Origin of the sequence: Nocardia sp. 2TAF39 (assembly GCF_052114905.1) — a bacterium.
Lineage (GTDB): Bacteria > Actinomycetota > Actinomycetes > Mycobacteriales > Mycobacteriaceae > Nocardia.
Genome location: NZ_JBFRFQ010000024.1, coordinates 1 through 25,240, shown reverse-complemented (window position 1 = coordinate 25,240; position 25,240 = coordinate 1). Strand labels below are relative to the sequence as shown.

Genomic DNA, 25,240 nt, shown 5'->3' with positions numbered 1-25,240 from the left:
TACAGTGTCACAGCGCGGTTCCCCGGAGCCGCACGGGGCTATAGCGCAGTTGGTAGCGCGTCTCGTTCGCATCGAGAAGGTCAGGGGTTCGATTCCCCTTAGCTCCACAATTCAATTCGAATGATGGCCGTGATCTGGGGGCTGCATCGGACGTGCTTGGGAGCAGGCTTCGAGCTCCTTCGTATTGTCCCTGGTCAGTGGCCATTTTTGGGTTCTAGTCCCGTAAGGTGTCTTGCTTGGTTCTGGTGTTGATCACGTCGGGAGTCGTTGGGGTCCGGTCGGCTGGCTGGGTGGACTGCTCACTGTTGTGCGGCGTGTAAGGATCGGGTTCGTCCGTGGGTGTCGCAAGTGCGGACGCCGCGTTCGCGTAGCCGGGCCTCGGCATCGATAACGTCGGTCTTGCCGCGGCGGCGCCGATTTCCCTTGTCGGGCTGGTTGACCTCCAAGACGAGCAAGCCAGCTTCCTGAAGGTAGCGGGTCAGCGCGGTGCCGTAGGAGCTGGTGCCTTCCACTCCGGCGCGTCGCAGGGTGCCGAAGCTTTTCGCCCACGCCAGCAGCTGTCGACAGCTGGCGGATGTTGTAGAAAAACTAATGTGCCCCAACGCGTTTCCTTGAACGCCGACAAGGAAGGCGACGTGGGTATCTTTGTGGGTATCGACACCCAGCACCACCGTTTCGTCGCTGGTGTCGGCATAGTCGGAGGGGGCGTCTTGCGGCATGCTGGGCACGGGTCGGTTGTCTCCTGACGGATCCGGAACGGGGCTGGCCGACGCCGCACCGGGTTTTGGATGGTCAGGACTGTGACGGTGCCTTGCGGCAAGGCCCCTATCGGGACACATCGGCCCCGGTCCGGCGGCAGCAAGCACCGCCCCGAACAGTGCTCGACAGATCAAACTCAGGGCCCGATGGCCAGTCGTAACGCGGGTCAGACCACCGCCCGAGGCGGCACCCCTTCATCCTCACAGTCGTATCTGATTGCCACGGCACGGTTTCCTCGAGCTGGCCGATTCCGCATTCCACGCTGTGACGCTTTTTGTAGTCCTCGGCGTCGAAAGCCGATGGTCGTCCGCCGGCCGAGCCTTTCTTGTTACGGTTGACCACCTGGTCGGCCTTGATCGGGATCGTGGCCTTGATCCCGTGTCTGCGCAGGTGAGCACGGTTGGCGCGAGAGCTGTATGCCTTGTCCGCCCGCACCCGCCCTGGCCCCGTGTGCGGGCGGCCCCGCCCGAGGCGCGGCACCGCGATGCCGTTGAGCACCGCGGTGAACTGCGGGCTGTCACCACGCTGACCAGTGGTGATCACGATAGATAAGACCTTGCGGCCTTGCTCGCACGTCAGGTGGGTCTTGGTGGTCTCCAGCCACCCCGCGACCGCCCGAGGGCGTGATCGGCCGGTACGTCGGCGACCCCCGCCGGGCGGCTCGGCCTGGCGGTGACCGTCGTGGCGGGGACCGGCGGCGTGCCGGTGTGCCCGTGAGATGGTGGAGTCCACGCTCACCTCCCACACAATGGCTCCGGCGGCGTCGGCGAAGGCTTGCAGCATCTTCCAGATCACCGCCCACACCCCCCGCTCGCTGCCACCGCCGGAACAGCGCGTAGATCGTCTTCCAATGCCCGTAGCATTCGGGCACGTCCCGCCATGGTGATCCGATACGGGTCCGCCACCGGATCCCGTCGATGAGCTGCCGTTTGGTCCATTTCGGTGGGCGTCCTGTCTTCTTGCCACGAGGCAGCAGCGGTTCCAGTCGCGCCCACTGGGCGTCGGTCAGGTCCGCTCGCCTCGTCACCGATACGCTGGTCACGAGGTCTCCGGTGTTCTGGTGTTGCTTGGTCGCTAATCCAGATACCGGAGACCTCGCTCGATCTGCTCACCGACACACTGACGCAGGCAACATCATTCGAATCTCTCGAGTGATGGGCGCCCCGCAGCGGCGCCCACCACTCACCCCACTATTGAGACACGGGCTAGCAGCAGGCCAGCACCGCTTCGCCGCTTCCGCGGAACCCTCCACGAAATCGACCGAATCAGAGGCGCACCGCGTTTTCGATTCGGTGAGAAATGCGCACAGCTCAGCAATTCTCGCGTGGCGGGAGGCCCTGCGTCTCACACGGACGGTTGCGGTATGTGGTGTCGACGAATTCGACAAATCGCTGGACGTCCTGAAAACTGGAGGCGATCCCGAAGGAGACGCGGAGAGCACCACCGGTGGGCAGGCCGAGTTCGGTGATATACGCATCGATCGAGAGAGCCGACTTTTTGAACAGGCGAAGCAAGGATGGCCGACCGATGTCGAAGGCGGCCTCCCCAACGCCGGGATTACAGAAGCAGCCCGTGCGCAACGAAAACCCTGCCGCCGAGGATTCTCGCGCTACCAGACGCTCGTCGACGATGGCCCCGAAGGGGTCGAGGATATTCAGCGCGACCGTCGCGCCGCGGTTGATCATATTGCGCGGGCCATAGATTCGGACCATGGAAGCCCCGTTGTCGTGCTCGAGCGACAGGAGCCGATCCAGAAGCCATCCGGTCAGGCAGCGGGTACGCCGATCGATCACATCGATGCCGACCCCGCGCAGCCAGTTGAGGCCATGTTCGATATCCGGTATGGCGAGGAAATTCACGGTGCCGTCCTCGAATTCGGCAGATCCCGCGGCCGGTGCGTGCCAACCTCCCTGGACGCTGGCGGCCTGGATGGTGCCGCCGGAGAACCAGGGCCGCCGCAGTCTGGACAATGCGTCGCGGCGGGCGATCAGACAACCGACTCCGGTCGGATAGCCGAAAAGCTTGTACCAGCTCACGGGAACGAAATCGGCTCGGACGGCGGCGAGATCTAGCTCATGCGTCGGCAGATAGGCTGCGGCGTCCAGCAATACATCGAAGCCATGCTCGTGTGCGATATCGACCCAGTCGAGCGGATGCTGAACACCGGTGAAATTGCTCTGCGCCGGATAGGCGAACAACCCACGGCTGCTTTCTCGTCCGTTCACCATAGCCATCGATAGTGATTCCTGCACCGTGCGGCGCTCCAGCGCGGCGCGGACGGCAGACTCGGTCACTCGTAGTTCGGAACCCGCGATCGGGATGTATTCCGTTCGAGCCCGCCTCGAGCGGGCGAATTCTCGAATGCCATTGACCGAATTATGGTTGTCGGCTGTCAGGACGAAACGTGTCGCGCGGCCGAAGGGATAGGCCTCGCCGACCAATCGACAGGCCGCCGTGGCGTTCGCTGTGAAGATCACGGTGAAGTCCTGCGCTGGAGCGTTGAAATGGGCGAGCACGGACGCCCGAGCAGTCTCGACCCCGGCCGTCGCCGCCCGTGAGGTCGGGTTGTCCGAATGCGGATTGCCATGGCAGCCCGCAGAGATCCACTCGTTGTGTGCCTGATGTTGGGTGGTTGCGGCCAGCCCCGCGCCGGTGTAGTCGAGATAGACGTCCCGATTGCGATCCAGATATGCGTACTCGGTGGCCCGGAGATCATCGAGCACTGTTGTCGTGATGTACTCCGGATAGTCGGCCAGAAATTCCTGTGCGCCGACGGTGCGCGTGCCGTCTCCGCTCATAGCAGGTCCTTGTCTTATCGTGTGGGTCAGCGGTGGCTCGGTCAGCCCATCCGCATCAGGCGAGTCCTTGTCATCGTTGGTGGTTCTGCGACAACGTGGTCTCCCTTCCTGGGCCGCAAGATCATTCGTCGCTGCCAACCAGCCAGACAACGAGACCTCCGATACCGCTGAGAGTCAAGCAGCACCCGACGCGGCAGCATCGTCGTACACGGCTGTTCCGCTGCCGCACTCATCCGCAACGGAATCCGCATGAGTGTCGCCGACACTTACCCAGTCATCGAGTGATTCCCTGAGATCACCGACGCGCTGGTCATCCTGCAAGGGGCCGCTCCCGCGAGCGGCGCCGACCTCAGCACGATCGACCGACCGGACCTACTCACCCGGTACAGCACCCATGGCGATCGACGAGTCCCCAACACCCACCGAGATCAAAACCCTCGGATGGCGAACCCCCACCGGAGTTTTCGACGACCATCTACGCTCACTCCAACGGGGTGTTGCAACGACTCCGAACCGTCACGGGTTCGGGGCCGAGGGCCTCCAGTGCTCATCGTTGCCTGCCACTGGGGTGCGTCTGGCGCGGGTGGGGCCGATCCAGTTGCCCCGTTCGAGACCGCTCACCTCTACATCATCGGTCAGCGCTTCCCCGGCGACTCCGCGCCCTGTCGGTTCAGCGCACACGATCAGGTCGTTCTGGTTGTCGGCAGACGCTGGATGACTCCGGAGGAGCCGGCGAGCTACGAGTTCCCGCCTGGGCTCCGAATAGTAGGTCAAATCGATTGAGTCGCACACAGGTTCATGCATGGCCTCTCCCAAAGATGGAAAACCCACCCTTGACTAGTGATCTGCCACACATCAAACTCTAATTACTCCAGCACTTCTGGAGACTTGTCGGCCGACATAGTGAGTTCTAAGCGAATCGAGGGTTCGGGTTATGACGACTAGTATCGCGGCCGCATCGGCTGAAACCGAAGTACCTGCTGCGGATTTCGACACGACACACCTCAAGGAGAACCTGCGCTGGGGCCACTTGTTCTGGCCGGGCTCCGCGGCGTTGACCGAGGAGCAGATCGACGATCGAGTAGCCCGCTACCAGCGGTCGCTCGAGCGCTTCCGGGCCAGCGGCATGCAGGGCAACTACCTGCCCGACGATCTGGAAGTGGACTCGGCGTGGCATGCGCACCAGTGCGATCCGGTCGGGTACGCGGAGTTCTGCACCCAGTATTTCGGCGGCATTCTCGCCCACACAGTAACGCTGTGTGTCTGCAAGTTGGTCGATCTCGACCAGAAGTGATCCGCGCTTCGTGGTAGCCGTTCGGCGTAGCTCCCCTACCGGGGAGCTACGCCCCCGGCGGCAACTATCCGACCGTACGTGCGTCCGGTGACGGCCGGACAGCTCAATGCTCGCGTGGACCGAACGCACTGTTTCTACAGCCATGAATCGCAATACGGCCATCGAGCTTTCGAGGAACCAGCGATGAAGATTTCGATCGAGCAGCCGACGAGCCCGACCTCGGGCGTGCGTCACGCTCCGCTATCGGAACCGGCCGACCCGCTCGACGTGGTGGATCACGCTCTCGGTATGGCGGTGGAGAAGATCGTCCCGAAGGGCAGTGGCATGATCCCGCCGTTACGCCGTGGCTCATCTCGGGTCACAGACTTTTCCGGCCGGTCATGATGACCAATTCCGGACACATCACGCGAGAGAACTGGGCAGATGAATTCTTCGACGAAGGCTTCCGCGAAACATTCACCATCCTAGGCAGATACGATGACACCGAGAGCGAGATCGAGGCGATTGTCGCACTGCTCCGTTTGCCCCTCGGAGCGCGAATACTCGATGTCCCTTGCGGGTTCGGCCGTCACGCCGGGCCGCTCAGTCGGCGCGGCTATCGCGTCGTCGGTATAGATAACTCGCCGAAACAACTCGACGACGCCCGCCGTCGATATCCTGACTGCACCTTCGTCCTGACAGATATGCGAACGCCACCCGCAGGTCCATACGACGCAATTCTGAACCTGTTCACCAGCTTCGGCTTCTTCGACACCCGCGAGGAAGACCTTGCCGCCCTCGCGGCCTGGGCCGACGTTCTCGTGCCCGGGGGCAAGCTCGTCATGGAAATCGATACCCTCGAAGGCTTCGAGCATCGTGCACGCAACGGCAGCGAATTGATCAGTACGCAGCTCGTTCAACGGTCCGATCTCGTTGGTCACACTCGATATGATTGGACCACCCAGGAAATCAACCAACACTGGAAGCGCCCTGGATGGTCCCGACAGGGTCGGCTCCACATGTATTCCCGCCCACAACTTGAGACAGCAATCTACGAAGCCGGATTCGGCCACGTGGCATTCGCGGGCGACTTGCATGGCCGTCCGGTGGACCTGGACAGCAGAACCGTCATTGTCGCAACCAAGTAGCGCGGCACTTTCACAACGCCGACCGACCCGGTCGAGGGCAGTGGGTCTGAAAGGCTCAGTGTTTCGAAGCGTTTCACTGCGGTGCATTGCAATCTCGGCATCCGAGCGATGGATCGCACCGCTGATCGGATCGCCTTCAGGGGCTCGCAGTGCGACTGCTTGCCGGATCGCTGATTCCACGAGGATATGTCCCTGTGCTGGCGAGCTCCAGCCTGCTCCGGACAACGGACCGGATTTCTGACTGTCCGGTATCGGCGCTGTCGACCGATTCGGATCTTCTGGTGTGCAACCCACTTGCCGCCGTATTGTTCGGAGACTTCTCCGAATTATCACCGACCGCAGGAACCTCATCTGGCAGCAATTCCTCGGCGCGGTAGGCACCTGCTGACGATGCCCACCAGCCTGGCTGATCGCCTACTTCTTCTCCACGGCCCTGGCGAGCAGGCCGAGCGAGGCCCGCAGCACGGATTCCGGAAGAATCGGGAAGATTCCCATGTCGCGGTAGGTCGCTGGGATCTGACTCCAGTCGTAGTACGACGTCACCGAGGTGCCGATCTCGCTGGGTTCCAAGCGGTAGCCGTAGCGGTGTTCGATCATCGGCACCTGGCCCTCTCGGGATACAGTCCACGCGATATGGGCGTCCTTTTCGAATGCGGTGATGGTCACCGTGACGTCGTACTTTCCCATCGCGGGAAAGTCATTGAGCGATTCACGATCCATATGCACGACGAATTCATCTCCGACGGCGGTGATGGCTTCGCCTTCTGCGGACTGCAGCATGCCCGTGCTGTCGATCGACACATGCCCTTCGGGTGAGCACAGCAAGGCGAAGATCTCGGCCGGCTGTGCCGCGATCTCCCGTCGGACCTCGAACCGTTCTTCAGTCATGGGATTCATCCTCGCACAATCGTCGAGCGGACGCTGATCCAAAAGGCGGTTCGGTGATCGCCACCGACGAGAGGTCAGGGATGCCCCCGGCGTGCCGCGTGGTCCGAGATATAGTTCGGGACAACGTAGTTCGATGGACGTCATCCCTTTTCGGCCCCGTCGTTCGGATATCATTCCCGCACGCCGGCGGATAACCCTCCGCGGCGTGATGCGTAGAACTCGGCAGCCGATGTCGCAGCCGCGCAGGGACATTCCCCTGCCAAGCTGCTGTCGACACTCGTTCATTTCTCGGATATCGCAGCCGCGCAGCGGGATTGCGTTGAGGAACCGCCGGAGGCACTCGTTCATATCTTCACTGTCGCTTCCGGTCGGATCTCCGAGCCGGACGATTCGCAGCGCGACCAGTGGCGACCGGCCGCCGGAATGCCATACAGGATTTCCTCGACCGAGGTCGTGAAGTCCCATACGTGCCGCTGGAGCAGATCGATGTGGTCCGTATTCAGCTGCCGGAGAGTGGCTTCCACCGTACCGTGCAGGCTCTTGCGATGCGCGCCCGCGGAATTCGGGTCCCCGAGTCGGCGAAATGCCAGGTATTCCGTTATCGGCTCTGGGCTGTCGCGCGGACCTCCACTGCAGCTGCGGCAGCCACTTCGGGCATGTCAGCCCTTGCCGTGTCTGAGTTCACGTTTCAGGATCTCGCCGCTGCCCGCCTTGGGAAGATCACCGACGAACTCGACGATCCGCGGGCGCTTGTAGCCGGCAAGCCGACCCTCGAGCCAGCCGAGCAGTTCTGTCTCGTCGAGCTCCTGACCGTGGCGCAGCACCACGACCGCTTTCACGGTCTCACCCCAGTGCGGGTGGGGTACGCCGACGACGGCGGCCTCGAGCACCGCAGGGTGCGCGCCGATCGCGTTCTCGACCTCGACCGAGTAGACGTTCTCTCCGCCCATGATGATCATGTTCTTCAGCCGGTCGTGGACGTAGAGGAATCCGTCGTTGTCGATCATCCCGATATCGCCGGTGCGGAACCAGCCGTCGGCGGATATCGCGGCCGCGGTCTCCGCGGGTTTGTTCCAGTATCCTGTGGTCAGTTGCGCGGTCCGTAGCCAGATCTCGCCGTCCTCGCCGGTGCCGACGTCGCAACCGGTGGAAACATCGACGATCCGGCACTCGCAGCTGGGGTGGATGCGGCCCACGCTCCCCGGATGCCGGTCGACCTCCCCCCGGCGCAAGACCGGCGCGACCGCCACCCCGGCACAGGTTTCGGTCAAGCCGTAACCCTGCGAAAAGCCGGTCTGCGGCAGCATCTCCATCGCCTCGTCGATCAGCGAGCTGCTCGAGGGCGCGGAGCCGTAGATGATCACCTCGAGACTGGACAGGTCGAAGGTCGCGGCGGCGTTCTCGGCAACCAGACTGGCCAGCAGGGTCGGCACCAGGCTGGTGTGGGTGACACCTCGGTCCTCGACGGCGCCGGCGATCGCGGCGACCGAGGACCCCGACGGGATGACCACCTCGCCGCCCAGGTGCACGCAACACGTCACCGAGCTCATCCCGCTCATACGGAACATCGGCAGGCAGGCCATGTACCTCATCTCCGGGTACAGCGCCCAGGCTGCCGCGGCCTGCTGGGCCATCTCCCGCAGATTTCGCTCGACCAGCTGAATGCCCTTGGGCTCGCCGGTGGTGCCGGTCGTGTAGGCCAGCAGGACGAGGGACTCGTCGGATTGATCGGCATCCGGCGCGTAGCCGGAATCCCCTGCGGCATACCAGCGCTCGAATTCGGAGCCTTCGGGTCCATCCAGCCGGACCACTGGGCACCGTGGGTCCAACCCCGATGCCAACTCCCGATCGGCGAAGAGCAGGGACGGGTTGCAGTCCTCCAGAACGGCCCGGAGCTCGGCCGCCGTCAGCCGCCAGTTCAGACCGACCAGCACAATGCCGGCCCAGGAGGCGGCGTAGACGAGCTGAACGTAGGCCAAGTCGTTGTGCGCGAGCACTGCCATCCGGTCTCCCCGGCGTAGACCGGCAGCGTGCAGCCGGTCCGCGATTCGCGCCACGTCCCGGGCGAACTCCGCATAGGTCTGCGACCCCGCAGGCGCGCTGATCGCGCGGCATCCGGCGCGGTCCCGGGCGTGCCCGACCAAAAGGCCGGCCAGCGTCGGGGGGTGAGGGATGGTCATCGGCGTCTCCCTAGATCCTGGCCGCTACCGCAGCCATCTGCCCGGCGTACCGGATGGTCGATGTCCCCATGCGTGCCAGATCACGGGGCCAGCGGTTCGATCTCTTCTGCATTCATATCTCTCGCTGGTCGCAACCGTGCAGGCACTGATGCTCGGGCTCGGGAAAAGGCGATTACCGCACAGGTGCCCACCGTCCCGCGATCAGTCGCGGGTCCCGAAGACGCTGTCGGGATCGTATCCAGGACACATTCGAGTTGTCACGCGATTCGAAAGGATGCTTGTTCCTTGGTTCTCGGAACCCGCGTGATGGTCTCGATCGCAGGCAACAGCCCGCATGCCGTCGCGGCCGACCGGTCACGGTGTGATCCACGCTGACCACATCGGGCATGGTCGTGCAGTCACTTGTCGATCAAGACGCATTGTCGCGCAACGTTATTGCGCTCGTCGACCGCCCTGTCGATAACCTGGTCGACGACGACGCCGAGGACACGAGGTCGTGGACAACACGCGTAGAGTCGTTCGGCGCGAGCTGGGTGGCAGCAATCCCGGGTCGGATGCTGCCAGCGCACCAGCGCTTCCATCCGCGGTGATGCGGCCGGTCCGCAGTTCCACCTCGGGCTGGTAGTGCAGCACCAGCGAACCGTCGGCAAGCGCTGGGCGCAGGTTGAGTTCGATATCATCCTGCAGTTCGAGCCGGGCGCGCAGGGCGTCGGTGAACACCGCAACGATATTGCCGCCCGCGGCGCGGGTCGACAGCAGCGCGCGATCCGCGCGGTGCAGCACGGTGCCGACTGATGTACCCGGAATTCCCACCGCCACACCGACACTCGCGCTGTCCTCCACCACCTCGCCGCCGATCGCGACGCGTCGTCCGAACAGCCGCTGAATTGCCCCGCCCGCCTGTTCCGCGGTTGCGGAATCCGTCGGTTCCGCTGCTACGACGACGAATTCGTTGCCACCGATCCCGGCGATCACGTCGGCAGGACCCAGACGTTCGCGCAGCTGGGTCGCCATCGTGCGGAGATAGGTTTCACCGGCACTACGGCTGAGCACGCTGGAGAGTGCGCCGACGCGGTCCAGATGGATGTGGAACACCGCGATCGGCCCCTCGGCCGGCGCGAAGCCGCTCCTCCAGATGATCGCGTAGGGCCTTGCGGTTGGCCAGACCGGTGAGATCGTCGTGCAGGGTGGGGTACCGCAGACGATCCTCGGCGATCGCACGCGCCCGCAGTTGGGCCAGTAGCGAACCCACCACATCGAGCACACCGAGTTGATCGGGCCGTCAGTGCCGCACCCCGATTCCGGCGAGACCCAGCGTGAGCTCGCCGTGGCGGCGGTAACGGTTCACCCACTTCGACGCGCACGCCCGCGAAATGCCCATCTCGGCTGAACGTGCGCGATCGGCCTGGTTCGGCAGCGATCGATGAGACGCCGACAGCCTTCAAACGACTGTGGCGCATTTCGGTGGTGCACGAGGGCTGGTCCTTTCGTAGGTCGCCAGTCGCCTGTGACACCGCGGCCCCAGCGCCTGCGCCAAGCGTGGGTGACCGCTCCGTGCTGCGGTACGTCGGCGCTTTGGTTGAAATCTCGGCTGCGCTGCCCCGGAGCATCTAGGGCCAGCCGTGGGACGCAGGTTGTAATCGGTCGTCTACGGCTTCGTTTGCGGGCCGAATTGTGACGTCGAAGTTCGCGGGTTAGCCGAGGTCCGACCGCCGGCGGGCGAGGAACCGACGCTCGGGTTCCGTCGTGGCCAGCCCAAGTGCCCGCGTGTACGCCTCGTGTGCGTCGTCGGCGCGGCCGCAGCGGCGCAGCAGCTCGGCGCGGGTGGAGTGAAGGTAACGGTACCTGTCGAGGTCGAGCGAGTCGACGAGTTCGAGTGCTCGCTCAGGTGCGCCCGCCTCGGCGATCGCCACCGCATGGTTTAGTGCGACGATGGGCGAGCCGGTGAGACGTTCGAGAGTCTCGTAAAGCATCTCGACTTCGTGCCAGTCGATGTCATTCTCGGACTGCAGCGACGCGATCGCTGCCTGGAGCACGTACGGCCCGCCGTTCGAGCGCAGCGACAGCGCCCGGTCGAGCGCGGAGCGGCCGTCATCGATCTTCTCGCGGTCGTGTCGGGAGCGGTCCTGATCGGCGAGCGGGATCAGCTCGCCGTCGACGACCCGTGCGTCGCGCCGCGACTCGTGGAGCAGCATTAGGGCGAGCAGGCCGTACGCCTCCGGTTCGTCGGGCATCAGCTCGACGAGGAGTCGACCCAGGCGGATCGCCTCGGTGGCGAGTTCGGGGCGCTCGGTGTAGCCCTCATTGAAGATTAGGTAGATCACCGCCAGCACCGCCGACAGGCGGTCCGGCAGCTTGCGGTCGGCGGGCACCGCGAACGGGATCGCCGTCGCCTTGATCTTCGTCTTCGCCCGTGTGAGACGGCGCTTCATCGTCTCTTCGGACACGACGAAGGCACGCGCGATCTCGGCCGTGGAGAGGCCTCCCAGGGCCCGCAGGGTCAACGCCACCTGCGCTTCGACCGCCAGTGCCGGATGGCAGCAGGTAAAGATCAACTCCAGCCGCTCGTCTGCGATCGTGCTGTCGTCGAGGTCGATGTCATCCATGTGCGGGACCACCCGATCGTGGTGGAGCAGCTGGTACTTGTCAGCCAGCGTCCGCTCGCGGCGCAGACGGTCGATGGCCCGGTTTCGCCCGGTGGTCACCAGCCAGGCGACCGAGTGCCGCGGCACCCCGTCACGGGGCCACCGCTCGGCCGCAACCGCGAAGGCGTCCTGCGCGGCTTCCTCGGCGAGATCGAAGTCGCCGAGGAAGCCGACCAGTGACGCCAGAACACGACTCCACTCGCGCCGGAAGACGTCCTCGATCAGAACGCGTCCTCGGTCGGGATATCCACAAGTGGCCGGATCTCGACCGCGCCGCCGAGCCGTATTGCGGGGATCCGCTGGACGAACTCCAGTGCATCGTCCAAGTCCGAAGCCTCGAGCACGTAGTACCCCCCGAGAACCTCCCGCGTGTCAGCGAACGGGCCGTCAGTGATCAGCGCCTCCCGCGGGTCGTGGCGCACAGTCGTCGCCGTCTCGGCCGCCTGCAGGTGCGCTCCTCCGATACATCTCGGATCGTCCCGCAACGCCAGGTATGCCGCGTTCACAGGTGCGTACTCCTCGGGACTGAGAGCCTCGTGGCTGCCGGGCTTCGGGTAGATGAGCAGTGCGTACTTCATGCGTGCCTCCTTCGGTGGATTTTCTCTCGACATTGAGACGAACGCGAGGCATCGGAGGGGACAGCTCCTGCAGAACTTCTTCGAGCGCCGACCCGGCCGAAGTTGGGCCAAGCGCATCACCAACGTCCTGACCCGCAACAACTGATATGTAGGCCTGTTCTGTCAAGTGGCAGGTGAAAGCGGTCCCGGTAACGTCGGTTGCCGGGACCGCTTTCGTGTGCGGTCGGCGGTGTCGGCCTGTTCCAGATCCGCGGACAGCGCATTATCGACCACGACCAGACATCATGCGGCACAACCGGTTACGGCACACATCGAACGAATTACAACGACGTGAGACATGGTCTAAGTGCTCCCGCTCGACGCCGAATTCGTTTATTTGGCTGCGTCGTTCTACCTGTTCGACGACCGCATGGTCCTGGTCCACACGACCAGCGCCGAGCGCAGTTCACCCCGGCCTCCGATAACGCTCAATCACCGGGCGTGAGCATCTCGACGAAGGTTGATCGACCCGATCGGCCAGCCCGCGAATCGTCGCCGCGTCCGCTCGAGGTCGGTTGATTGATCTTTGCGGAGAAACCCAAGTGCCTTGAGTGTCACGGACATTCCTCGCGGCTGGTGTCAGGTTGGTAGGCGACCCGGTGCCGGAGTTCGCGCTACTGGCCAGGCCGATGGTGCCGGCGATCAACAGCAGAATGCCGCCCAGTACCCAGCAGGTAGATGGCCGGAATGCCCGCTTGTCACATGCCTGGGGTGGTCGGCTTCTGCCAGACCAGAAGGTAACGCCAGAACAGGAGTCGTCGCACCTGCACGCCAGGCAGTACCGCGGCGGCCCGGTGGGCGACCTCTCGGGTGGTCAGCGGCGGATCCATGACGACGGGCATGGTCGAGCCGGTGGAGTCCTTCGCGAACCCGCTTTTGCTTCCCAGCGACTTTCTCGCCAGGAACACCACGCCAAGCAGGCGGGAACCAACTGCCGCGACGATCTCAACAGGCAGTTCCCGGCGCAGGTCCGGTCGAGGCAGGGCAATGGCAGCAAGGACACCGCCGGGCCGCAGTGCAGCCGCGAGTACCGCCAGTGCATCCTGCAACGGCATGTGGTGCAGTGCAGTGATCGAGAAGACCGCGTCGTAGTCCTTGCCCGGCAGCGAGTCGGTCAGCACATCAGCGAGAACGCAGTTCACGTTGTTGGGGGTGCGGCGCTTCGCCTCCTCGATCATCTCCGCGGAGCGATCGACGGCGTCGACCTGTTCAGCCCGTTGGGCAAGTCGAGCCGCGAACGCCCCGGCACCACAGCCGACATCCAGCACCCGTCGGCAGTGCTGTGGCATCCGGCGGAGCAGCAGTCGGTGGTAATAGGTGTTGTGATCCCAATCGAGCACGGCCAGACTCTACCCGGCAACGCCGCTCTGGCTTTGGTCGCGAAATCTGGCGTCAGTTGATCGCGAATTTCGACACCAATTGTCGACGGAGGCCACTGAGCCAGGTGGGAGGAGCCGTGCCGTATGAACGGTGGACCGATAAATCGGGTGGCTCTTCGGGATCGGCGGGTCTATGGTCGCGTCATGCCGGTGCTCGGGCGTGATGATGATACGGACGACCCGGGGGCCGCTGAATCGTCGTGGGCGGAGCCGAGCACGTTGCTCGGGATGATCCAGCGTGGGCGAGGAGCTTGCTACGGCGCGGCGCATGCGGAGCGGGCGATGGCGGGCGACTTTGTGGTCGACTGCATCGTTCACGACCCTCGATGGGACCACCAGGTCGAGGAACGCAGTTGGCTATACGCGACTCTGGTCGTCGACTTGGGGGTCGATCTTTCTCGGTTGCGCGCGGCATTTGCGGGACCGCTGGACGCGAGCGGAGACTCCGACACCTGGCTCGCTACAGGCGTTTTCGAGCGGCTTGCCCATCGCGGTGTCGGTGGCAGCGTCACCGAACTGCGGCACTCCCTGCGCTCGGGGCGGGACCTCGTACAAGTGCTCGGCTCCTTGATTCCGTTCACCGGCCACCCCGAAGCCGAGGGGTTACTCGATGACGTGCTGGAGGTCGCCGACGACGAACAGCTGCGGTCCACCATCGGTTGGCTCGGAAATTTGTCCGCACCACCTTGGCCGGACTGGCGGCGGGCTAGCGCGCGCATCGAGCGGGTCGCCGCAGCGGCCGCAGGGTCTCGGTCGGCAGGCAGCCGACCGAAGTTCGATCGCGCCACGCGGTCCGCGGCACAACGCGAACTGGTGCTGCGAGCGGCAATCGAATCGGGCCTCATCACTTCGATATCGGGGCCCGAGCTGACCGACGAGTGCTGGGAGACAACGCTTTTAGGCATCGCCTCGGGCATGCTCCAGAGTGAGAACCACCGCGTGCGGATCGCGGTGCGCAGATGCCTTGGCAAATTACGCTCACCTCGAGCACTGGCTTGGGCCAGGGCGAACACCGCCCTCGACGGCTACGCCGGGTCCGTGGCGTTGTCTCTGATCGCTGACATCGCCGAAACGTCTGACGCTCCTTGGCTGCGCGAGCTTCTAGTGGAAGCAGTTGCCCGTGGCAACGGTTACATCTATGAGCAGTGCGACCTTGTCGACGGGCTCGCCCGCCTGGGCCACTTCGCTGGTATCGCGACTGTCGAAGAGATCTTCGATAACACCGTCTACTCGCGTCTCCGCGAACGGTGCGCCGCGGCGTTGAGCTGCCTTGCAGCGGATTTCGCCGACGAGCGGGCAGTTGAATGCCTCGACGACTGCGAGTCCGAGACGCGGGCAATCGCCATCGCCCACGCGAACATGTTGATTCCCGAGGTCCGTGAGCGAATCGGTCGGATCGCTGACGACCTGACCGAGGAAGACACCAACCGTCGAGCCGCCACGACTCGAATCATGCAGCGGCGCTGACACACCTCCGCGGTGAAGCACGCTCGTCCTGAACCGCAACCCTGGAAGCGGTGTCGAAATTCATGACCACAAACATCCCTGTCCCACAGGTGAGGTCAAGTTTCGCGATCAGACGGCGCCCAGTTCCGCGATCAAAACCAGCCGCTCGTACCGCCCGCGCCCAGGCGACGGGCTCACCACACCAGCCGTCATAGAGAACTCCGCCGCTCATAGTCTCATCGTGCCAACAGCTCACTCGATCCGTGAGCGTTCGGGGCCGACCGCACCCGGCTGGGCGGTAGACCGGCACCGGTGATTCGGCCCGACTCACGCCACCGCCGCCGCAGTACGCGCCGCCCATAGTTGTTCGTTCCGGCGATTCGATCCAGCTTCGCACCAGTTGGTGTCCGGCCCTCGGCTCGCTCGGCGCAGTAGTGCGCCCACATCTTCTGTTCGGCCGTCGACGTCTCGTGCCGAGAACCACCCGAGACGACTACGAGACGGGGCGGCCATTCGGTCTCGGTGGTCTCGTCTACGGGCTCGCGGCCCGTCTCGGCACGGTGTTGCTTGAGCGCGTGGTTGAGCAGCTCGACCGACAGCAGTAACGCCAGGGGCGGGCACGCAGCCACCGCGAACACGTTCAACTCGGGCGCGGCGGCGATATTGGCGCACAGGGACAAGGTGATCCCGGACAGGAACGCCAGTCACGCCGACCACCGGCCGCCGGTCCGTCGCTTGCTGGTCTGCCACAACTCGACCGTGGCCGTCATCATCATGCCGTCCACGATCAGCGGCCAGATACCCGCCGTCAGGTCGTCCGCGCCGAACCGGTGCGCGAACTCGCGCCCGTGCCGGTAGGGGGCGTAGGCCGCACCTAGGCAAACCAGCGTCACGCATGCGCACTGTATCCACAGCGCCCGGTTCCGCCGGGGCCGCTGGTGATCCTGGTTGCTGGTCGCCATCACCGCTCACCACCGGAGACCGTGCGTCGGGGACCTACGGGCTTGACCCGGATCTCAGGACCCTCCACTGTCAGGGTGTTCGGGTTGTGGAGTCTTAGGCCCACAGAACGGCAAAGCCGCAGGTCAGCGGCCTGCGATTTCGTCACGTTTGCGTAGTTATCTGAACCATTTCCGTGCTGCGCTGGGCGGAGCTGCCGTACTCGACAGGTGCCCGGACACGGTGCTCCCGCCCGGCCGATGGTGCGATGTGGGTGCCAGTCAACAGCGATGACCACGACATTCCGTGCGAGCGGAACATATTCGAGTAGAAACCCTCGCCGCAGCAGATTCGCGACAGCTTCATCGATCTCCGTCACCACGACAGTCTCACACAGCTACACGAGCCCAGCTGTGCCCGTTCGCGTGACAACGACCAGATTGCCGACCGACCGCTCCCTCACGAACGGCTGACCGACCCAGCCTTGTACTCCCCCGCCCACACCCGCAATTCTCTTCACCTCAAACCAGTCGGGCGACACGCGCTGACCGATCGATTATTCTGTCGCGGAGTCGCCACCGTAGAACACAGTGGCTCACGAGGGGGAACAACACTGCATTTCGACACTCTACCTCGGTTCGACAGCACGGAACTGCTGGAAGCCGGTGTGCGGCATCGCTGGCCGATCGGTGCGGTATTGCTACACGAAGGCGATATGTCCGATCACGTTCTGGTGATCGAGTCGGGCCGGGTGAAAGTGAGCTCGTCCGCACCGAGCGGAAAACAGGTCGTCCTGGGCATCCGCGGCCCCGGCGAGTTGCTCGGAGAGCTCTCCGCGATCGATACGGGTGCACGCTCGGCGACCATCACCGCGATATCACCGGTCATCGCAACTGTTGTGCAGGGCAGAGCTTTTCGCGCATTGCTGATCAGCGACGGCGCGCTGACGTTCGATCTGTTGCGCACCGTGGTGACCCGGCTGCGCGAGGCCGACGTGCAGCGCCTGGACTACGGCGCATACACCGTCACCGAGCGGCTGGCCCGGCTGCTGCTCGAATACGCCCGGCGATACGGGCGCCCCGACGCGGATCGGGTGGTCATCGCCCTGCCACTGACTCAGACCGAATTGGCCAACGCGGCCAACGCGTCCCGCGAGGCGGTGGCCAAGGGATTCAAGCACCTGCGTGAGATCGGCGCGGTCAGAACAACTCGCCGTTGCGTGGAACTGCTGCGGCCCGACCTGCTCGCCGAAGTCGCCGAAGGTCTGCCGAATGTGTATTCGGACGCAGACACGCGCGACCCCCACCGATAGACCTGGGGGACCGCCAGATCTACAGGGACGTCACACAAACCAGGAGAAGTCATGCCCGAACCCACGCACCGCTCCTTTCTCGTCGTGGACGTCGAGAATTCCGAATCCTTGACCAATGTGCAGGGCGAGGCCATGCGCGCAACGCTCTACCGCATCGTCGATGGCGCGTTATCACACCCTGAAGCCCTTGTGGCTCAGGAGGATCGCGGTGACGGAGTCATGCTGATACTCGGCATTCCGGTTCTGGACGTCCTCGACCGGGTCGTCGGCGCAATGCTGACCGGCGTGCGCGAACACAACAGTGCAGCGGGTCCGATGAACTGGCTGCGGGTGCGGATCGCGGTTCACGAAGGTTATGTCGGCAGGGACGACAAAGGCTGGTCCAGCGACGCTCTCACCGCGACGTTCCGGATGAACTCCGTGGAAGCGGTCAAGAGGGCGCTCGAGCGCTCACCCCGAGCGGACGCGGTCGTCGTGGTCTCGGACCCGGTTTTCGGCGGCTTGGTCCGGCACAGCTACCGGGACACGGTGACACCGGATGAATATCGCAGTGTCACAATGCATTCGAAAACCGGCGACCAGCGGATCTGGATTCGCATACCGGGATATCCGGAGCCGCCGCTACCCCAATCCGATCCCGTCCCAGCAGGATCCGCGAAGGGCTCCACCAACGGAACGGGCACACCCGGCTCGGGACCGAATGACGCCACCATCCACACCAAGAACTTCGTCGGCGGCAATGCGATCATCGGCACTCAGGTGGGTGGCGACAACATCAACGGGCGATCATGAGCGAGGCCGATCCCGAAACACCGCCCGGGGATGGTCGGACCGACGGTAAGGAAGCCGAGAATTCCAACGCCAAGCCACGTGGCGGCGACACCCTGGAACCCGCCACCGACATCGGCCGGAACCCCGACACCGCCGAGCAGGACGACAAGAACAGGCAGGACGAACAGACCCAACAGCCCGAGCAGACCACCGACGACGACCTGCTCGATGAGACCTGCGCGACAGCCGCGAGCATGTACGACGCGGTCGGCGCGATGCGCGGCATCCCGCCCGGAGCACGGCATGTGTTCATCCACGCCACCAACTTCATCGGCGGCGACGCAACGATCGGCACCCAGGTGGGCCGCGACAACCTCGGGACCACCACGAACCACCGGACCGTGGCGCGCGGCGAGGTGACCACCGAGCGGCTTGAGTTGATCCGCCGAATCTTTGTGGAACCAAAGGCATTTCAGGATATCCGTCGAAGGCTCGGCGCGCAGTCACTACTGCTCCTGCGCGCACCACAGGGCTGGGGGCGCACGACGGTAGCGCTGCGCGCGCTGGACGAAGAGTCCACGACGAGTGTGTACACCCTCGAACCCGACGTGGAGCTTCGCTCGCTGGAGATCGAATTCACCCGGCACACCGGATATCTGATGGAGTCGTTCGGTCCTGATCAGGCGGTGCACCTGCATCGGTTCCACCTCGAGCAGCTGAGCGGGAGACTGAGTGAGCAGAACTGCCTGATGATCGTCCTGTTGGACGACGCCACCGCTCTGCCGCCCGACCTCGGCGAATTCCTCCTCGACGCCGGCGATCCCGCAGACACAGCCGAGTTGGTCCGCAACCACGTGCGGTGCCGTCTGGACCGCGATCCGGCCGACATATTCGACCTGCCCGAAGTGGGCTCACTTCTGGACAGATACACCCGGGACCGCCCGGCCGCGCGCGTTCTCGCGCAGCTGGGCGACGAGCTGGCCGATGTTGCCGACGAACGCACCGAAATCACCGAGGTTCGCGACCGTCATGACGCCGCGATCGGTGCGGGTTTCCGGCAGTGGTTCGACGAACAGCCCAGCCTGGAAGCCCGCGCCTTCACGATCGCACTGGCGGTCTTCAACGGAATGCCGCTGTACATCGTGTCCGACGCGGCCCGCACGCTGGCCCGGTTCATCGCCAGCGAAGAGCAGCCCGACGAAACACCCGCATGGCCGGTGTTCGGATTACGCAACAGTGAACTCATCGCCGCGGCGCGGGCGCGGTCGTACCGGTCGACCGAGAACACCGTCTATGGTGAAATCCCGGTCCACGTAGTCGAATTCACCGATCCCAGCTACCCACCCAAGGTCCTCGACCGGGTATGGCAGGAGTATCACACCGCCCACGAGCTGGTGCGCGAGTGGCTGCGGACACTAGGGAGCAGCTCCGATCTCAGGGTCTGTGTGCACGCGGGAGTGGCAGCCGGCCTGCTGTCCACCTTCGAGTTCGAGCATGCGCGCACGGAGGTCATCGAACCGTGGGCGCGCAGCGGCACACGCTACAACCGGGCTGCCGCGATGGCCGCGTTGCAGTTCCCATTCCTGTATTCCGATCTCGCTCCGCTCGTTTCACGAATGCTCGACACCTGGTTGCAGCGTGACCAGCCGCTGGCATTGCGCGTCACCGCCGCGCGGACACTGGGCAGCGAGATCGGGCAGGCGATGCCCGAGACTGCCATTCCACGGCTGCGACGCGCGGCGCGAAGCACCCGGTTCTCACTCCGGCTGGCCGCATCGTTCTCGATGGCCCAGCTGTTCTGGTCGGGCGGGCTCACCGACCGGATCCTGAGTGAACTGCTGCGCTGGACCAGACCCGCGGCCCGTCCTCGATTGCGCGACACCGGATTACGGTGCGCGCTGGACCTGAGCCGCTACCGGCGCGTACGAACCGAGCAGGGCCTACTCGAGTGGCCTGTGGCAGTGTGCCTGACCGGGACACGTCGTGAGGCCATCATCGCCCTGTTCGCCCGCCTGATGGAAAGTCCTGGCCATCCACCCGACACCTATGCCGAGATCCAGGACTGGGCCGGCATCGCCGAGAAGGACCCGAATCTGCGCGAACCACTCGCGCGCTTCCTGTTCGATCTCGGAAATACCATGCAAGACAACGAGATTCTTCCCTACCACCTGAAGGAATGGGCCGCCGAACCCAAGGGGCCCCGGCGCGCGGTGCAGGAGCTGCTCACGATCCTGGATTCGATGGGACGACTCGACTCGAAACAACTCGATTCGAAGGAAAGAACGGAATGAATACGAACCATCCGGAGATATTGGTCCGCTACCTGGCGATGTCCGGCGAAAGCTGGCGTCAATTCCGCCCGCAGTCGGGCGGATATTGGCTGACCATCTCGCTGGACCGGAACGGCCGCCTGGCGCCGATCGAACGAAAACCGGCTGCCCTATTCGGAACCCGGCCCGCCGGGGTGTTCTGGGTGAATGTCGCGGTCCATCACGCGTCATTCCAGGTCGAGGTACCCACCGCCGAGAACGCGCTCAACTTCGTCGTCCAGACGCACCTGTCCTGGCGGATCACCGATCCGGTGCGGGCGATCCGGGACAATGTGCAGGCTGCGGAGTTGGTTTACCGTCCGATCGTCGAACAACACCTTCGGACGATGGGCCGCAAGTTCGACGTCGACCAGTTCCTCGACGCCGAGCAGCATGTGAATTCATTCTTCGCTTCCCACCCCATCGAATTGGGCTACGGACTGACCTTGCTGGAATGCCGGGTGCAGCTGCGGCCGGATGCGGAAACCCTCGGCCATCTCCGGCACCGGACCATGGACCGGCGGGCCGAGGAACGTCGGCTCGCCGAGCACAACGTCATGCTGCGCGACACGGAACTCAAACATGAGGAGAACGACGCCGGACACGGCCTGAACCTGCAGTCTGCCAAGTTCGAGCACGAGATCGCCAACTTGAAGGGGCAGAACTACATCGAGCGCGAGCAGATCCGGATGGATCACTATCTGCAAGCGCTGCGCGACGGCGATCTCAGCATGTTCGCGCTACAGCTGGCTTCCCGCAGGGACGATGTCGGTAATGTGATCGAGCAGCTGGCCGTCCAGCACGACATCAACAAGCAGAGCGCGCGGGAGATCATCACCCTGTTGCTCGACAAGGGCATGCTGAACAAGCGGGACGGCGACCAGCTTCTGGCGAAAGTCAACGCGCTCATCGACGGCGCCACCAAGCTGACTGCGGTAGCAGATTCCGCCTCGAAGCCGCACATAGAGCTGAGCGCGTCATCGATCATCGCCGACACCGCAACGCTAAGCGCTCTGGACACCGAGCCGGACGACGACGAGGAAGACGACGAGGACGAAGGCATCTGACCTGATTCCACAGTGGGCCAACGCATCCCCGTCCCCGTCGGTCCGTCATCCGCCGATACCGGACAGCGACGACACGATGAACCAGACCACGAACGCGATCAGGCTCACCGCACTCCACCGCAAAGCCACCGCGAACCTGCGATATTTGCCGCGGGCGACCTCGGCGAGCACCGCGGCCTCCCGCCACGCGTGATCGGCCAGTACCGCAACGCTCGGACGCCGGTCGATCTCGGTGGGAAAGGTCGGGAAGCTGAACCAGTTCCCGGCCCCGGCGCCGCGCAGGTTCGGCCGCAGGGTGGCGGCCAAGTACAACATGCACACCAGCAGCGACACCCCGAGGGTGGCGGCCACCACGCACGTGAGCACGGTCGTGTGCATGCGGGAGGCCGCAATCAGCCCCGTCAGCGCGAATCCGTTCGCGGTCAGCAGCAATCCGACCTTCGTATCGGTTGCGGCGATGACGCGATTGATCTCCGACACCGTCCGAAGCCCCGTGGACAGATCCTCAGCTGGACCGAGCCGCCCCATTCGGAGTTTCCTGCGAGCCGTCTTCACCATGCCAGGTTTCATATGACCAGAACACCAGTGCGACACAATGGTTTCCACGTACAAGTGCACACTCGGAGGTCGATCTGGCGGGCGCGGGTCCTGGTCGGTGACGACGTCGCCGATACCGGAGCAGCCCTTCGGCTCGTGCGCGATTTCTGCGCGCCAAGGTCGACGAGATCCGCTGCGCGGTCATCTATTGCCGCGCTGCCGCCGACGCCTAGGGTGCGCGCGGTGGTCTCCAATGCACCAGCGGAGCGCCGATCGCCGACAACTCAGTGAAATTCAGCAGTTCACGCCGTGGTTTTTACCTACCGAACGCCTACCGGTCTGATCCGAGTCTCAGGGCCATCGGCCGTCAGGGTGTTCGCGTTGTGAAGCGTTAGGCCCACAGAGTGGCAAAGCTGCAGTTCAGCGGCCTGCAGCTTTGCTGCGTTCGGGTAGTTATCCGAACCACTTCCGTGCTTCAGCGCGCACAGCCGCGGCATATCGTGCACAAGCTTCCGGATGGGCTCGTGGCTGTCGATGGCGGAAGTCGGCGGTGGCACGTGCGCTGGCCATAGCTGGAACGAGTGAGCGCTCGTGCCGAATACAGGATGTATTCGCCGTCCGCGCTGGCCGGTTTGTCCTGCCCGCGCGGGGAGCCCTTGCCGAGTACCACCTCTCGGGGCACGTGGTGATGTGAACCCGGACCTGCCATACGCCGGGTTCACTCGTGGTCGCACGGGATCCGCCGGCGAGCCAGTCACCAGGGCACTGTTCCAGCGTCGTCGAAGAATCCGCCGGTCGGTCCGTCGTTGGGCAGGGTCGCCAGGTGAATCGCGATCGCCGCGCCCTGTTGGGGAGTGCGGACACCGCGGAAGCCGTTGAGGTCGGTGGCGGTGAAACCGGGACAGCCGGCATTGATCAGGATGTTGGTGTCGCTCAGTTCCTTGACGTATTGGACGGTGACGGCGTTTAGAAAGGTCTTCGACACCGAGTACGCAGCGGAAATCGGGCCCGTTTCGGTGCCGGGCGTGGTCTGCAGAGTGAGGGAGCCGACGCTGCTGGACATGTTCACGATCCGCGGCGATGCCGAGCGGCGCAGCATGGGCAGCATCGCGTTGGTGACGCGGATGACCCCGATCACGTTGGTTTCTACGACAGATCGCACGGTCGCGGGACCGACCGTGGTGGGTGTCTGCGGCATACCGCCCGTGATCGCGGCGTTGTTGACAAGGACATCGAGGCCTCCGGCACGGTCGGCGATCAGCTCGGCCGCGGCGGCCACACTCGCGTCGTCGGTCACGTCGAGCGGTACGCCGAACGCATCCGTCCCGGCCGCGCGCAGCTTCTCCACCGCGGTGTCGCGGCGTTGCTGATCCCGCGCGCCCACACCGATTCGCCAGCCGAGGGCGCCCAGGCCCGCCGCGATCTCGTATCCGATTCCTTTGTTCGCACCGGTCACCAGCACGATCGTCTGTTCACTCATACCGTCGATCCTGGTTCGGACTCGGGTGGCGCGTCCAAGACCGAATGGGTAGGCGGCCATACCGCACGGATATCGGTCGCGGTGAGCGCCGGATACGATGAGATGGTGGAGACGCGGGAGTTGCGATACTTCGTCGCCGTCGCCGAGGAGTTGCACTTCGGGCGGGCGGCACAGCGGCTCGCAATGGCGCAGCCACCGCTATCGCGGGCGATCCAGCAGCTCGAACGGCGGCTCGGAGTGGTTTTGCTCCACCGCACCGCTCGCGCAATCGCCTTGACCGAGGCCGGATCGGTGCTTCTGCGGGAGGCCCGGGCCGCGCTTGCCGCGGTCGAAGCCGCGGAGCGCCGCACTCGCCGCGCCGCTGCCGACCGGCCCGGTGTGGTGCTGGCCGCAAAGGCCGGAGCGTCCAGCGAACTGTTGTCGAAGCTGCTGGACGCCTACGCCGCCGAACCGGGCGCTGTCGCCGTCGAGGTGATGCTGTGCGGGCCCGGAGAGCAGGAAGGACTGCTGCGCGACGGGCGTGCCGACGTTGCTCTGCTCCACCGACCCTTCGACACGACGGCCGGATTCGACACCGAGGACCTGTACACCGAACAGCAGGTCGTGGTCCTGCCCGCGGGGCACCCCCTCGCCAACCGGTCCCACATGTCGATAGCCGAGGTCTCCGCCCTGACGGACCTGCCCCTGCCGCGCTGGCCTCGACGGGATGGGAGCTATCCGGACGGCCCCGGTCCGCAGGTTCGCGACCATACCCAGCTGTCCCAGCTGATCGCGCTCGGACGGACCTGCGCGGTCCTGCCCGAGTCGGTCCGAACCCAGCTGCGTGACGATCACGCCATTGTGCCGGCGCCTGACGCACCGGCTGTCACGACCGTCATCGCCTGGCCGCCACACAGCAGATCCAAAGCCGTCGCCGACCTCGTTCGCACCGCGATACGCCTCTAGCCGATACCGCTCCGACATCGTGGTTCCTGGGCCACGCGACCGCCTCGCGTCACCGAAGTCTCGGGAAACATCCGGAAATGCCGCGTTCGTGTCGGCCGGATAGCTCTTCACCTCGATAGGGGAGGTAGCCGAGGTAGTAGCGGTCACGCAGCAGCCGAGCCAGCTTGCTGATCGATACCTGCTGCGCCGGGCACCTAGCGGTAGGGCGAGTACGCAGACCACGACTGTAGAGGCGCTCGGACAGTTGGGTGAGCACCGCGGCCAACTGCTTCCCACCACCAAAGCCCGTGCGCTGCACTACGACCCGATCGACTTCTGGCACTGCCTCGCCGACCGCGTCCCCAGCCTGTCCAAGGAGCTCTACCAGCAACACGGCGGCCTGCTGTACCTGCTCGCACTCACCGGCGACGCCGACGACCCACAGTGCTTCGTCCGACGCTCGCTGCCCGCGCTCGGCTGGATGATCGATGAACGCCTCTTCGACGCCGCCGTCTACGACGCGACCCGGCCGGTCAGAGATATCTTCGAACACCTGAGCCTGCTGACCTGGCAACGCGGTGTTTATCCGAGCGAGCAGATCCCCGGCAAGGACGCTACATGAGGTTTACCCCGAATGGTGGACAGGGGTTCAAGCAGCTTTTGCTGCGTCTGTCAGGGACTGCTCGTAGCGTAGGGGGCTGAGCATCCCGAGGGCGGAGTGCCGTCGATCATGGTTGTACTTGTGGATCCAATTGCCAACCGCAGCAA

The 25,240-nt window shown here is 64.5% G+C and carries 25 protein-coding genes, 1 tRNA gene and 2 pseudogenes; 11 read left to right on the top strand and 17 right to left on the bottom strand.

Annotation, left to right across the window (positions count from 1 at the left end):
- Positions 1 to 34 precede the first annotated feature (34 nt).
- Positions 35 to 107, top strand: a tRNA-Ala gene (locus tag AB4Z47_RS16970).
- Between the two features lie 192 nt (positions 108 to 299).
- Here the strand turns inward: AB4Z47_RS16970 and AB4Z47_RS16965 are convergent.
- The 4 genes and pseudogenes from AB4Z47_RS16965 to AB4Z47_RS16950 form a co-directional block, all read right to left on the bottom strand.
- Entirely contained in the window at positions 300 to 719 is a 420-nt protein-coding gene (locus AB4Z47_RS16965) for an IS110 family transposase (protein ID WP_441951942.1), read from the bottom strand.
- Positions 720 to 825: 106 nt separating this feature from the next.
- Positions 826 to 1,554: a transposase gene (locus AB4Z47_RS16960; RefSeq protein WP_441951831.1), complete on the bottom strand. Its 729-nt coding sequence runs from the start codon at positions 1,552 to 1,554 to the stop codon at positions 826 to 828.
- Positions 1,555 to 1,576: 22 nt separating this feature from the next.
- Positions 1,577 to 1,786, bottom strand: a pseudogene (locus AB4Z47_RS16955) (transposase); the annotation flags it as partial.
- 283 nt (positions 1,787 to 2,069) lie between these two features.
- Entirely contained in the window at positions 2,070 to 3,557 is a 1,488-nt protein-coding gene (locus AB4Z47_RS16950; RefSeq protein ID WP_441951829.1) for an aminotransferase class V-fold PLP-dependent enzyme, read from the bottom strand.
- A 934-nt stretch (positions 3,558 to 4,491) separates the two neighbouring features.
- Here AB4Z47_RS16950 and AB4Z47_RS16945 point away from each other — a divergent pair.
- The 3 genes from AB4Z47_RS16945 to AB4Z47_RS16935 all read left to right on the top strand — a co-directional run bounded on the left by AB4Z47_RS16945 (position 4,492) and on the right by AB4Z47_RS16935 (position 5,978).
- Positions 4,492 to 4,851 carry a hypothetical protein gene (locus AB4Z47_RS16945; protein ID WP_441951828.1) on the top strand — a complete coding sequence of 120 codons (360 nt, stop codon included), beginning with the start codon at positions 4,492 to 4,494 and terminating at the stop codon, positions 4,849 to 4,851.
- 183 nt (positions 4,852 to 5,034) lie between these two features.
- Positions 5,035 to 5,235, top strand: a complete 201-nt coding sequence (locus AB4Z47_RS16940; protein WP_441951827.1) for a hypothetical protein — start codon at positions 5,035 to 5,037, stop codon at positions 5,233 to 5,235.
- A complete protein-coding gene (locus AB4Z47_RS16935) occupies positions 5,232 to 5,978 on the top strand; it encodes a class I SAM-dependent methyltransferase (RefSeq protein WP_441951825.1) in 747 nt (248 codons plus the stop codon). The genes AB4Z47_RS16940 and AB4Z47_RS16935 overlap by 4 nt, the downstream gene beginning before the upstream one ends.
- Before the next feature lie 414 nt (positions 5,979 to 6,392).
- On the opposite strand, the gene AB4Z47_RS16930 is transcribed toward AB4Z47_RS16935, so the two are convergent.
- From AB4Z47_RS16930 to AB4Z47_RS16895, 8 genes and pseudogenes are all read right to left on the bottom strand, one after another.
- The gene (locus AB4Z47_RS16930) at positions 6,393 to 6,875 is read right to left on the bottom strand and encodes a polyketide cyclase (protein WP_441951823.1); all 483 of its coding nucleotides are present in this window, start codon (positions 6,873 to 6,875) and stop codon (positions 6,393 to 6,395) included.
- A gap of 335 nt (positions 6,876 to 7,210) precedes the next feature.
- The gene (locus tag AB4Z47_RS16925; RefSeq protein ID WP_441951941.1) at positions 7,211 to 7,456 is read right to left on the bottom strand and encodes an aldo/keto reductase; all 246 of its coding nucleotides are present in this window, start codon (positions 7,454 to 7,456) and stop codon (positions 7,211 to 7,213) included.
- Between the two features lie 69 nt (positions 7,457 to 7,525).
- On the bottom strand, positions 7,526 to 9,046 hold the full coding sequence (locus AB4Z47_RS16920) for a class I adenylate-forming enzyme family protein (protein ID WP_441951821.1): 1,521 nt from the start codon (positions 9,044 to 9,046) through the stop codon (positions 7,526 to 7,528).
- A 432-nt stretch (positions 9,047 to 9,478) separates the two neighbouring features.
- Positions 9,479 to 10,141, bottom strand: a complete 663-nt coding sequence (locus tag AB4Z47_RS16915; RefSeq protein WP_441951819.1) for a diguanylate cyclase domain-containing protein — start codon at positions 10,139 to 10,141, stop codon at positions 9,479 to 9,481.
- Positions 10,142 to 10,358: 217 nt separating this feature from the next.
- A pseudogene (locus AB4Z47_RS16910) lies at positions 10,359 to 10,519 on the bottom strand (helix-turn-helix domain-containing protein); the annotation flags it as partial.
- Positions 10,520 to 10,740: 221 nt separating this feature from the next.
- Complete coding sequence (locus tag AB4Z47_RS16905; RefSeq protein ID WP_441951939.1) at positions 10,741 to 11,916, bottom strand: RNA polymerase sigma factor; 1,176 nt, start codon at positions 11,914 to 11,916, stop codon at positions 10,741 to 10,743.
- A complete protein-coding gene (locus AB4Z47_RS16900) occupies positions 11,913 to 12,269 on the bottom strand; it encodes a YciI family protein (RefSeq protein WP_441951817.1) in 357 nt (118 codons plus the stop codon). Before AB4Z47_RS16900 ends, AB4Z47_RS16905 begins: the two co-directional genes overlap by 4 nt.
- 737 nt (positions 12,270 to 13,006) lie before the next feature.
- The gene (locus tag AB4Z47_RS16895) at positions 13,007 to 13,648 is read right to left on the bottom strand and encodes a class I SAM-dependent methyltransferase (RefSeq protein WP_441951815.1); all 642 of its coding nucleotides are present in this window, start codon (positions 13,646 to 13,648) and stop codon (positions 13,007 to 13,009) included.
- 183 nt (positions 13,649 to 13,831) lie between these two features.
- Between AB4Z47_RS16895 and AB4Z47_RS16890 the strand changes: the two genes are divergently transcribed.
- The gene (locus tag AB4Z47_RS16890; RefSeq protein WP_441951813.1) at positions 13,832 to 15,154 is read left to right on the top strand and encodes a hypothetical protein; all 1,323 of its coding nucleotides are present in this window, start codon (positions 13,832 to 13,834) and stop codon (positions 15,152 to 15,154) included.
- A gap of 215 nt (positions 15,155 to 15,369) precedes the next feature.
- Here the strand turns inward: AB4Z47_RS16890 and AB4Z47_RS16885 are convergent, their stop codons facing one another.
- Both AB4Z47_RS16885 and AB4Z47_RS16880 read right to left on the bottom strand, forming a co-directional pair.
- The gene (locus AB4Z47_RS16885) at positions 15,370 to 15,813 is read right to left on the bottom strand and encodes a hypothetical protein (RefSeq protein ID WP_441951812.1); all 444 of its coding nucleotides are present in this window, start codon (positions 15,811 to 15,813) and stop codon (positions 15,370 to 15,372) included.
- A 24-nt stretch (positions 15,814 to 15,837) separates the two neighbouring features.
- Positions 15,838 to 16,026, bottom strand: a complete 189-nt coding sequence (locus AB4Z47_RS16880; RefSeq protein WP_441951811.1) for a DUF2637 domain-containing protein — start codon at positions 16,024 to 16,026, stop codon at positions 15,838 to 15,840.
- Positions 16,027 to 16,739: 713 nt separating this feature from the next.
- On the opposite strand from AB4Z47_RS16880, the gene AB4Z47_RS16875 reads away from it, so the two are divergent.
- The 4 genes from AB4Z47_RS16875 to AB4Z47_RS16860 are packed head-to-tail and all read left to right on the top strand — an operon-like array spanning position 16,740 to position 21,531.
- Entirely contained in the window at positions 16,740 to 17,384 is a 645-nt protein-coding gene (locus AB4Z47_RS16875; RefSeq protein WP_441951810.1) for a Crp/Fnr family transcriptional regulator, read from the top strand.
- Between the two features lie 51 nt (positions 17,385 to 17,435).
- Positions 17,436 to 18,176: a hypothetical protein gene (locus AB4Z47_RS16870; protein WP_441951808.1), complete on the top strand. Its 741-nt coding sequence runs from the start codon at positions 17,436 to 17,438 to the stop codon at positions 18,174 to 18,176.
- Positions 18,173 to 20,446, top strand: coding sequence for a hypothetical protein (locus AB4Z47_RS16865; RefSeq protein ID WP_441951807.1), 2,274 nt, complete (start codon positions 18,173 to 18,175; stop codon positions 20,444 to 20,446). Before AB4Z47_RS16870 ends, AB4Z47_RS16865 begins: the two co-directional genes overlap by 4 nt.
- The gene (locus AB4Z47_RS16860) at positions 20,443 to 21,531 is read left to right on the top strand and encodes a hypothetical protein (RefSeq protein ID WP_441951805.1); all 1,089 of its coding nucleotides are present in this window, start codon (positions 20,443 to 20,445) and stop codon (positions 21,529 to 21,531) included. The genes AB4Z47_RS16865 and AB4Z47_RS16860 overlap by 4 nt, the downstream gene beginning before the upstream one ends.
- A gap of 45 nt (positions 21,532 to 21,576) precedes the next feature.
- On the opposite strand, the gene AB4Z47_RS16855 is transcribed toward AB4Z47_RS16860, so the two are convergent.
- Positions 21,577 to 22,089, bottom strand: coding sequence for a hypothetical protein (locus AB4Z47_RS16855; RefSeq protein ID WP_441951804.1), 513 nt, complete (start codon positions 22,087 to 22,089; stop codon positions 21,577 to 21,579).
- Positions 22,090 to 22,822: 733 nt separating this feature from the next.
- Entirely contained in the window at positions 22,823 to 23,548 is a 726-nt protein-coding gene (locus tag AB4Z47_RS16850; RefSeq protein ID WP_441951803.1) for an SDR family oxidoreductase, read from the bottom strand.
- Positions 23,549 to 23,629: 81 nt separating this feature from the next.
- Here AB4Z47_RS16850 and AB4Z47_RS16845 point away from each other — a divergent pair, with 81 nt between their 5' ends.
- Both AB4Z47_RS16845 and AB4Z47_RS16840 read left to right on the top strand, forming a co-directional pair.
- The gene (locus tag AB4Z47_RS16845; protein WP_441951802.1) at positions 23,630 to 24,493 is read left to right on the top strand and encodes a LysR family transcriptional regulator; all 864 of its coding nucleotides are present in this window, start codon (positions 23,630 to 23,632) and stop codon (positions 24,491 to 24,493) included.
- A 244-nt stretch (positions 24,494 to 24,737) separates the two neighbouring features.
- Positions 24,738 to 25,094 carry a hypothetical protein gene (locus AB4Z47_RS16840; protein WP_441951799.1) on the top strand — a complete coding sequence of 119 codons (357 nt, stop codon included), beginning with the start codon at positions 24,738 to 24,740 and terminating at the stop codon, positions 25,092 to 25,094.
- Positions 25,095 to 25,121: 27 nt separating this feature from the next.
- On the opposite strand, the gene AB4Z47_RS16835 is transcribed toward AB4Z47_RS16840, so the two are convergent.
- A partial coding sequence (locus tag AB4Z47_RS16835) for an integrase core domain-containing protein (protein WP_441951937.1) occupies positions 25,122 to 25,240 on the bottom strand: 119 nt, incomplete at its 5' end.